The sequence below is a fragment of the Nitrososphaerales archaeon genome (assembly GCA_025058425.1).
Classification (GTDB): domain Archaea; phylum Thermoproteota; class Nitrososphaeria; order Nitrososphaerales; family JANXEG01; genus JANXEG01.
In genome coordinates this window covers 1-7,710 of record JANXEG010000058.1, presented here as the reverse complement: position 1 = coordinate 7,710, position 7,710 = coordinate 1, and the positions used below count along the sequence as shown (strand labels likewise).

7 protein-coding genes and 1 tRNA gene are annotated in these 7,710 nt (G+C 41.2%); 3 read left to right on the top strand and 5 right to left on the bottom strand.

What is annotated here, in order from left to right:
- Positions 1–452: 452 nt before the first annotated feature.
- Positions 453–544: transfer RNA gene (locus NZ896_05975), tRNA-Thr, on the bottom strand.
- Positions 545–572: 28 nt separating this feature from the next.
- Positions 573–929, bottom strand: coding sequence for an SWIM zinc finger family protein (locus NZ896_05970; GenBank protein MCS7116998.1), 357 nt, complete (start codon positions 927–929; stop codon positions 573–575).
- Positions 930–1,089: 160 nt separating this feature from the next.
- Between NZ896_05970 and cimA the strand changes: the two genes are divergently transcribed.
- Positions 1,090–2,676 (top strand): citramalate synthase, encoded by a 1,587-nt coding sequence (cimA, locus tag NZ896_05965; GenBank protein MCS7116997.1) that lies wholly within the window; start codon positions 1,090–1,092, stop codon positions 2,674–2,676.
- A 40-nt stretch (positions 2,677–2,716) separates the two neighbouring features.
- On the opposite strand, the gene ilvC is transcribed toward cimA, so the two are convergent.
- Positions 2,717–3,718: a ketol-acid reductoisomerase gene (ilvC, locus tag NZ896_05960; protein ID MCS7116996.1), complete on the bottom strand. Its 1,002-nt coding sequence runs from the start codon at positions 3,716–3,718 to the stop codon at positions 2,717–2,719.
- A 136-nt stretch (positions 3,719–3,854) separates the two neighbouring features.
- Between ilvC and NZ896_05955 the strand changes: the two genes are divergently transcribed.
- Both NZ896_05955 and NZ896_05950 read left to right on the top strand, forming a co-directional pair.
- Entirely contained in the window at positions 3,855–4,094 is a 240-nt protein-coding gene (locus NZ896_05955; GenBank protein ID MCS7116995.1) for a U6 snRNA-associated Sm-like protein LSm6, read from the top strand.
- 12 nt (positions 4,095–4,106) lie between these two features.
- A complete protein-coding gene (locus tag NZ896_05950; protein MCS7116994.1) occupies positions 4,107–5,324 on the top strand; it encodes a methionine adenosyltransferase in 1,218 nt (405 codons plus the stop codon).
- Here the strand turns inward: NZ896_05950 and NZ896_05945 are convergent.
- Both NZ896_05945 and thrC read right to left on the bottom strand, forming a co-directional pair.
- A complete protein-coding gene (locus NZ896_05945; protein ID MCS7116993.1) occupies positions 5,314–6,213 on the bottom strand; it encodes a hypothetical protein in 900 nt (299 codons plus the stop codon). The two genes, NZ896_05950 and NZ896_05945, sit on opposite strands and share 11 nt — an antisense overlap.
- 34 nt (positions 6,214–6,247) lie before the next feature.
- Positions 6,248–7,710: threonine synthase (gene thrC / locus NZ896_05940; GenBank protein ID MCS7116992.1), on the bottom strand; the 1,463-nt coding region annotated here is incomplete at its 5' end.

Below are 7,710 nucleotides of genomic sequence, written 5' to 3'. Positions count from 1 at the left end.
TTAATTAAATTGTGACGATAAGTTCGGTCACTCTAAATCAGCATCTTCTAGCATAATTACATAATTACATATTCATGATTCATGATAGCCACTTCTTTTCATTTTTACCGGTTCTACAACCTTCAGCCATAGACTTCTAATCGTTCTGAAAAGGATTCTGACTTGCTATAATATTCACATTCACACGCTTAATCCATGAACTAAAAACTCGGCCGAAATAGTTACACTCATTAAACTGTGAAGCGAGATGCCTAACTTATCGCTTTGCCTAAATAGTTTGTTGCCAGCGATTGCCATAAATACACATCAGAGCGAACCGAGTTGTGCAGATTACTCCGGTCAGTCTAGAGCGATGGCACAAAGAGACTAAGGTATACGCTTCAGTCTTGGCAGCTGAACCATCGTCCAGATTCATCTTCTTTAGAGTTAAGAAGTTGAAAGAGTTATCAGAGTGGAGCCTCGGGCGGGCTTTGAACCCGCGACCCACAGCTTACAAGGCTCAACCGATAATGTCTGTTGCTCTACCGGGCTGAGCTACCGAGGCGTCCAAAAATTAATTTATTAAACATCTATTATTTTACCCTTACTTTGGTTAGGTCATGAAGGAGTAATTTGATAAAGGTGGCATATTCTTCATCGTAGAATTTAACTTCATCGTACTTCTCCATAACCTTTGCCATTTGTAGAGCCAATAGATGATAACATAATTCACTCTTACTACTGAGGGCTTTAAAGTAAAAATCTCTACATGAACAGTAAGGTATCGAAGGATCTACGATCTGATCACCTTCACTCCCAATCACGGTCCAAACTTCTCTACCACTGGGATGGAATTTATGGAACTTTACACAATTATTCTCTACCAACTTTAATGCTCTATCGAATTTTTTACCATAGGCTCGATAGGCTTCCAGTAAATCCTTGTTCAAACCAATCTACTATAAGATGGTGTGATTCTTTAAAATTTCCCAATGATCCAACGATGGATCGATAGCGTAATTCCTATCATTCTCGGAACGGACAAATTTATATTATAGTGCATAAATCAACAATTTATTGCAGAAAGGAGGTTATTAAATCGATCCACAGATCGAAGTCCTCGATACAACCTTAAGGGATGGGGCACAGGCCCAAGGAGTGACCTTTTCATTACAAGATAAAATCAGTCTGGTGGAACGATTAGACGATTTGGGTGTGAAGTATATAGAGGGAGGTTGGCCATCCTCCAACCTTAAAGATATGAAGTTCTTCAAAGCTGTAAAGCAAATATCTCTTAAAAATTCAAAGATCGTAGCATGTAGTACCACGTATAAAAGAGGATCATCACCGAGTAAGGATAAAGGGTTGAATGCGTTGCTCAAAGTCGATCTGGATACAGCAGTTATCATTGGGAAGTCTTGGGACTTACATGTGAAAGAGATACTGAAAGCGGAATTGGATGAGAATATCACCATGATACAAGAGAGCATAGAGTACTTAAGAAGCCATGGTATTCGTGTAATCTTCGATGCAGAACACTTTTACGATGGGTACAGTGCGAATCGAGAATATTCCTTAAGAGTTATAAAGGCGGCGGAGGAGAGTGGGGCGGAAGTGATCGTATTATGTGATACGAATGGCGGCACAACCATCAGCAGATTCAATGAAATTACCAAGGATGCTTTAGCTAAATTGAATACAAAGGTCGGGGTCCATTGCCATAACGATCTTGGATTGGCCGTAGCCAATACGTTGGTAGCGATCGAGCTGGGCGTTGAGCACATTCAAGGTACGATAAATGGATTTGGCGAGAGGTGTGGTAATGCAGACCTCTGCCAATTGATCCCCACGATACAATTAAAGATGGGTATAAGCGCCTTAAAATCGACGAAGCCTTTATCGGAGCAGTTAAGGTCTTTGACGGCACTTTCACGGTACGTTTATGAATTAACCAATATAACTCCAGATCCATACAAACCTTATGTAGGTATAAATGCCTTCGCCCATAAAGCGGGCATACATATAGATGCGATATTGAAGAATCCGCGCGCATATGAGCATATCGATCCATCGTTGGTTGGGAATAAAAGAAGGATCGCCATATCGGAACTTTCGGGCAGATCGGCGGTAGTCAATGAGGCACTTAAACTTGGTATAAAGTTGGATAAAGAAAGCGAAATGGTCGATAAGATACTGAATGAAATCAAAAGGTTAGAAGCGCAAGGCTATTACTTAGAAAATGCGAATGCTACAGTACACTTGATCATACTCAAAGCCATGGGTTACGATCTTCAACCCTTCACGCTAAAATTTTGGAGGGTCACTACTGAGAAGTTCGAACAGACATTCGCTACGAGTGAAGTTCTTGTTAATGTAAAGCGAGAAAGTATTCATGAAGCAGCCGTTGGTGTAGGCCCGGTACATGCTCTGGACCGTGCGTTAAGAAAGGCCCTTTTAAAGAGGTTCCCCATTTTGAGAAAGACCCAACTTATCAATTATAAGGTTTCAGTCGTGGAGAGCGGTGGAACAGCTTCCTCGGTTAGAGTCTTTATAGAGTTTAAAGATGATAATTATAATTGGGCTACAACTGCACTCTCACGAAATATATTAGAGGCGAGTATAAAAGCGCTCGTCGATGGATACACCTATCGATTAGCTTTGGAGAAATTAAAAGTTAATGGTATTAACACTAATTAATATCATAGAGGAGTAAGTGATTATGTTGTAAATGAAGAGGTCATTCGACCTGTTCATTTGGCCACATCATTTTACGTAACTCTTTACCTACTCGTTCTATGGGATGCTTCGCTAACTCACGTAAATACTTTTCGAAAGCTTCTGTACCCTCTTTCTCATAAGCCTTAACCCACTCTTTAGCAAAATCTCCGGACTGAATCTCTTTCAATAACTCTTCAGCACCCTTTCTTGCCGCTTCTGTCACCACTCTACCACCTCTCGTTAGTCCGCCATAACGGGCTGTTTCACTAACCCTTCTATACATACCTGTAATCCCATACCTATAGATCAAATCTACGATCAGCTTTAACTCATTTAAACATTCAAAGTAAGCAACTTCAGGTTGATAACCATGATCCACCAATGTTTCAAAAGCATTTCTAATCAATCTATCCACACCTCCACAAAGAACTGCCTGCTCTCCAAGCCAATCGGTCTCAACCTCCTCTTTAAAAGTAGTTTTAATCACACCAACTCTTGTACATCCAACGGCTTTTGCGAGTGCAAGAATTCTATCCCACGCTCTACCAGTATAATCCTGATGAACTGCAACCAATGCAGGTACTGAGAAGTTTTTCAGATAAGTTTCACGTAATAATGCACCCGGCGATTTGGGCGCTAACATTATTACATCTATCCACTCGGGCGGTTTGATCCATCCCCAATGAATCGCTGCACCATGTGCAAAGTCTAAAGCTTTACCCTTAGATAGATTAGGCTCTACTTGCTCTTTGTATACCTTTGCTTGGAGCATATCTGGAACTAAAAATAAAATGATATCACCTTTTGCTACTGCATCTGGTGTTTCATAAACAGTATGCCCATCTTTAATAGCATTCTCCCAACCTAAACTACCTTTAACATCCGCTACAATCACTTTTAGACCTGAATCTCTTATATTGCAAGCTTGTGCAGAACCTTGAATTCCATAACCGATTACAGCAATCGTCTCATTCTTAATAGGATCTAAACTAACATCCTTATCATACCAAATTTTAGCCAAGATCGATCCCCTTTTCTTTTAAACATCCAATTATAAATATTTTCATGTATTCATATTAGCGTACTTACACACCAAACTACTTAACTAAACATTTTTATGTAGCGCTTACTTTTGAAAGTTTAGAAGGGAAGAATTGTTGTCACAGAATATGAAGAAACCATTGAGCGTACTTCAAAAGGCTATAAATAAGCACGTCTCAATAAGGTTGAAGAGTGATTTAGAGTATAGAGGGAAGATGTGCAATGCCGACTCGTATATGAATATAATCCTTACTGATGCGGAAGAGTATAATTCAGGAACTCTTATAGCGAGTTATGGAAAAGTGGTAATAAGAGGTAGTAACGTTCTTTTTATTAAAATCGATGATGAGATTTAACGGTGAAGATCGATGGTCAGACGAGCCATACATGTGGAGCGGCTCGATACCCCTACAGTCGCAGAGATGGAGGTCGAAATTGTAGAGAGGAAAGGTTTAGGCCATCCAGATACATTCATCGATGGAGCGGCTGAATCGGTTTCAAGGGAGCTTTGTAAGTATTACATTAATGAAATCGGGATGATTCTTCATCATAATGTAGATAAAGGTCTTCTCGTTGGAGGTAGATCCAACCCTTACTTTGGTGGAGGAGAAGTATTAGAACCAATATACATAGTCGTTGCGGGAAGGGCTGTCTCCAAAATATTAAAAGATGGTAAGGAGATACTGTTACCCATAAATGAAATCGCAACATCGGCCATTAAGAATTACATAAACTCCACATTCAGATTCCTCAATCCAGAGAAGCACTGTGTCATCGAAGCGAAGATTAAACAAGGCTCGGTAGATCTCATATCCATCTTCAATAAGAGGCAAAATATACCACTCGCTAATGATACTTCCATAGGTGTAGGCTTCGCACCCTTTACGCCATTAGAAGAGCTCGTCATGAAGACTGAAAAGTTTTTAAACTCTAAAGAGCTAAAAAAGGAGCTCCCTGAAATCGGAGAGGATATTAAGGTTATGGGTTTAAGAAAGGGGCGAGAGATCGATTTAACGGTCGCGGCTGCAACGATCAGCAGTTTGATCCCCGACAAGAGCCATTATATTAGCATCATTGAAGAAGTTAAAAATAAGATCGAAGATCTTGCAACGAATATTACAGATCTTAATGTAAAGGTTAATGTGAATGCTGGAGACGACTACTCAAAGGGGATCTTTTATTTAACAGTAACAGGAACATCGGCCGAAGCTGGTGACGATGGTAATACGGGAAGGGGGAATCGGCCGAGTGGTCTTATAACACCTATGCGCCAATATTCGATGGAAGCCATGGCTGGAAAGAATCCTGTAAATCATACGGGTAAGTTATTCAATATATTAGCACAGAAGGCTGCAAAAAGAATCTACGATGAGGTAGCTGGGATAAAAGAGGTTTATGTGAGGTTATTGAGCAGAATAGGTGCACCCATCGATCAGCCACAGATCGCTAGCGCAGCTATCGTGATCGATAAGGATGTATCGTTCTCCAATGTGAAGTCAGAGGTAGAGTCCATCTTGGATGATGAAATTGCTCATGTTACAGATCTAACCCCATTAATAATTAACAGCTCCCTCTTCAAACTCTAATAGGTAGATGATCGCTCCATCCACGCACATAAAATGTAGCTGCTTCTAACGGGCAGTCCACATCAAACTTTCTTCGAAAGAATGTAATGATATTTGAGACATCTCTATCAAGAAGTATCGAGGAGTTTGGGTGGTCTTTGCTCACCGCTTGAGGCCAATCGATTATGCATATCTTCTCACCATCATAAAGTATATTATACTCGCTCAAATCGCTACTCACAACACCACCCTCGAGATAGGCCCTCCTTAAATTCGATAGTATATCGATCAAAACCTTTCCTGGATTATCGAGGCTCTTCCACTCCGACAATCTACTTCCAAATACCTTCTTCATTAAGATTGCATGCCTCTCTACAGCGATAGGTTCAGGTACACTAATACCGATTGGATAGAGCTTCTTCAAAACATTATATTCCCTCTTCGCCGCTTTTATATTCACTACCAACCACTGATGGCTCTGTAAAGGAGAGGTGTATGAGCGCTTCCTCTTTATATCTCTAAAACTGATCCTCCCGATTCGAAAGAATTTGATAGCGTATAGCTCCCCTCTATCATCGATGGCCTCGAAAACATCGGCTTCTTTACCTATCCCTAAAGCCCTCCCCATACCACTTATCAAGCCCCTCTTTACAAATGCGTTGAGTGCTATTACATCAAGGCCGCTTGAGACGAGAATGTAGCCTCGTGTACCTTTTACAATGAAGCCTTTCGCATTCAACCTACTCAACCTATACTCAACTTCGTCGATGTGAATATTCGTAGAGTGTGCTATGTAATCTGCAGGCACCTGTTCACGGGCCCCTAAAACCTTTTCAATAGCCAAAAGTACTCGAAGATCTTCAGGTTCGAGCTCTTTTAGAGATCTAGCAGCCTGTTCAGCAGATGACAAATGTGCACCTCACAACCATGTTTAATAGATATTCTCACTCCACCCATTTATCTAAAACTTCTTTACCCTTAGCGGTAAGAGAGTAGTACCACCTACTCGGCCTTCCTAAAACCTTCTTTGTATGGGTTCGAGTGATTAAGCCGGCACGCTCCAACTCTGACAGATGTTGATAAACGCTCGGGATCTTAATATCCATTCTAAACCTTCTTGATAATTCTTTCCAAATCCCGTAGCCGTGCAATTCAGAATCACGAATTAAACTCAATATCCTCATCTTCGTCAAACCTAACTTAACAGTAAATTTATGCTCTTCTAACCTCCTAACTATCACATCGACACTCTTTACCCTCTCGACAAAACCTCTTGCAGTAATTGGGTCTTTAAGGCCACTACCCGTAATCACACATACGATCTCCTCATCCTTATCGATGCTACCATCTTCAATCAACTTTTTAACACCTGCGATCGTCGATGCGGCTGCGGGTTCGGCGAAGACACCCTCCATCTTTGCCAATAAACTCATAGCCTCCAATATTTCTTTATGTGATAAGATCACCGCTGTACCATTAGACTCTTTTAAAGCTTGAATGGCTAGGCGCCCTAGTGATGGTTCTTCAATCCCTATATCTACCATAAGCCTACTCATCCGACCAGAAGCTTCGACATGATCCTTTCCACTGAGGAATGAAGTTGCGATTGGGGCTGCTTCTGCAAATTGTACACCAACCAATTTCACATCGATGTGCTTTAGAAGGTCCAACTCGAATAACTCTTTAATAGCTTTCCAGATCATCGATATATGCCCACCACTGCCCATAGGTAAAACGATTCGATCGGGTGTGCGCCATCCGAGCTGTTCACAAATTTCATAACCAGTGGTCTTTATACCTTCTAAAAAGTAGGGATTGGTAGAGGAGATCAGAAAATTGGTCTCAGCCAATTCTTTGGCTTTGATCTGCGCTTCTTTATAACTTTTTGCAGATTCTACCCTACTCCCATAAGCGATCATCTGATAGAGTTTACCTAACTCGATCGTAGGGGGTATGAAGATTGTGCAATCTAACCCTGCTTTTGCGGCATAGGCAGCTAACGAAGCTCCAATATTACCCGTAGTTCCACAGCAGACCGAATAAAAACCGAGCTCTTTCGCTTTTGAGACTGCGACCGCTACTCCACGATCGGTAAAAGCACCCGTGGGGTTTGTCGTTTCATTCTTGAGGAGGATCTGTCTTATCCTTAACTCATTCGAAAGTCTCTCACACCGGTGCAGATATGTCCCGCCTTCGCCCAATGAGACGATATTATTCTCATCAAACACCGGTAGAAGTTCAAAATACTTCCAGATCCCTCTCCTCCACATATCGAAACCTTTCTCTCTAATCCTCTCCTTAATCGTCTGATAAGAGTACTTTGCGATGAGGATTTGATTACAAGATGGGCATAATAGATTCTTAGATTCAGGTGCTTCGACCCTACGGCAATTCGTACAGATTAGCT

Excerpts from the sequence above, each read along its gene's own strand:
- NZ896_05950 (MCS7116994.1), top strand. The coding sequence starts at position 4,107 with ATGGTCAGACGAGCCATACATGTGGAGCGGCTCGATACCCCTACAGTC.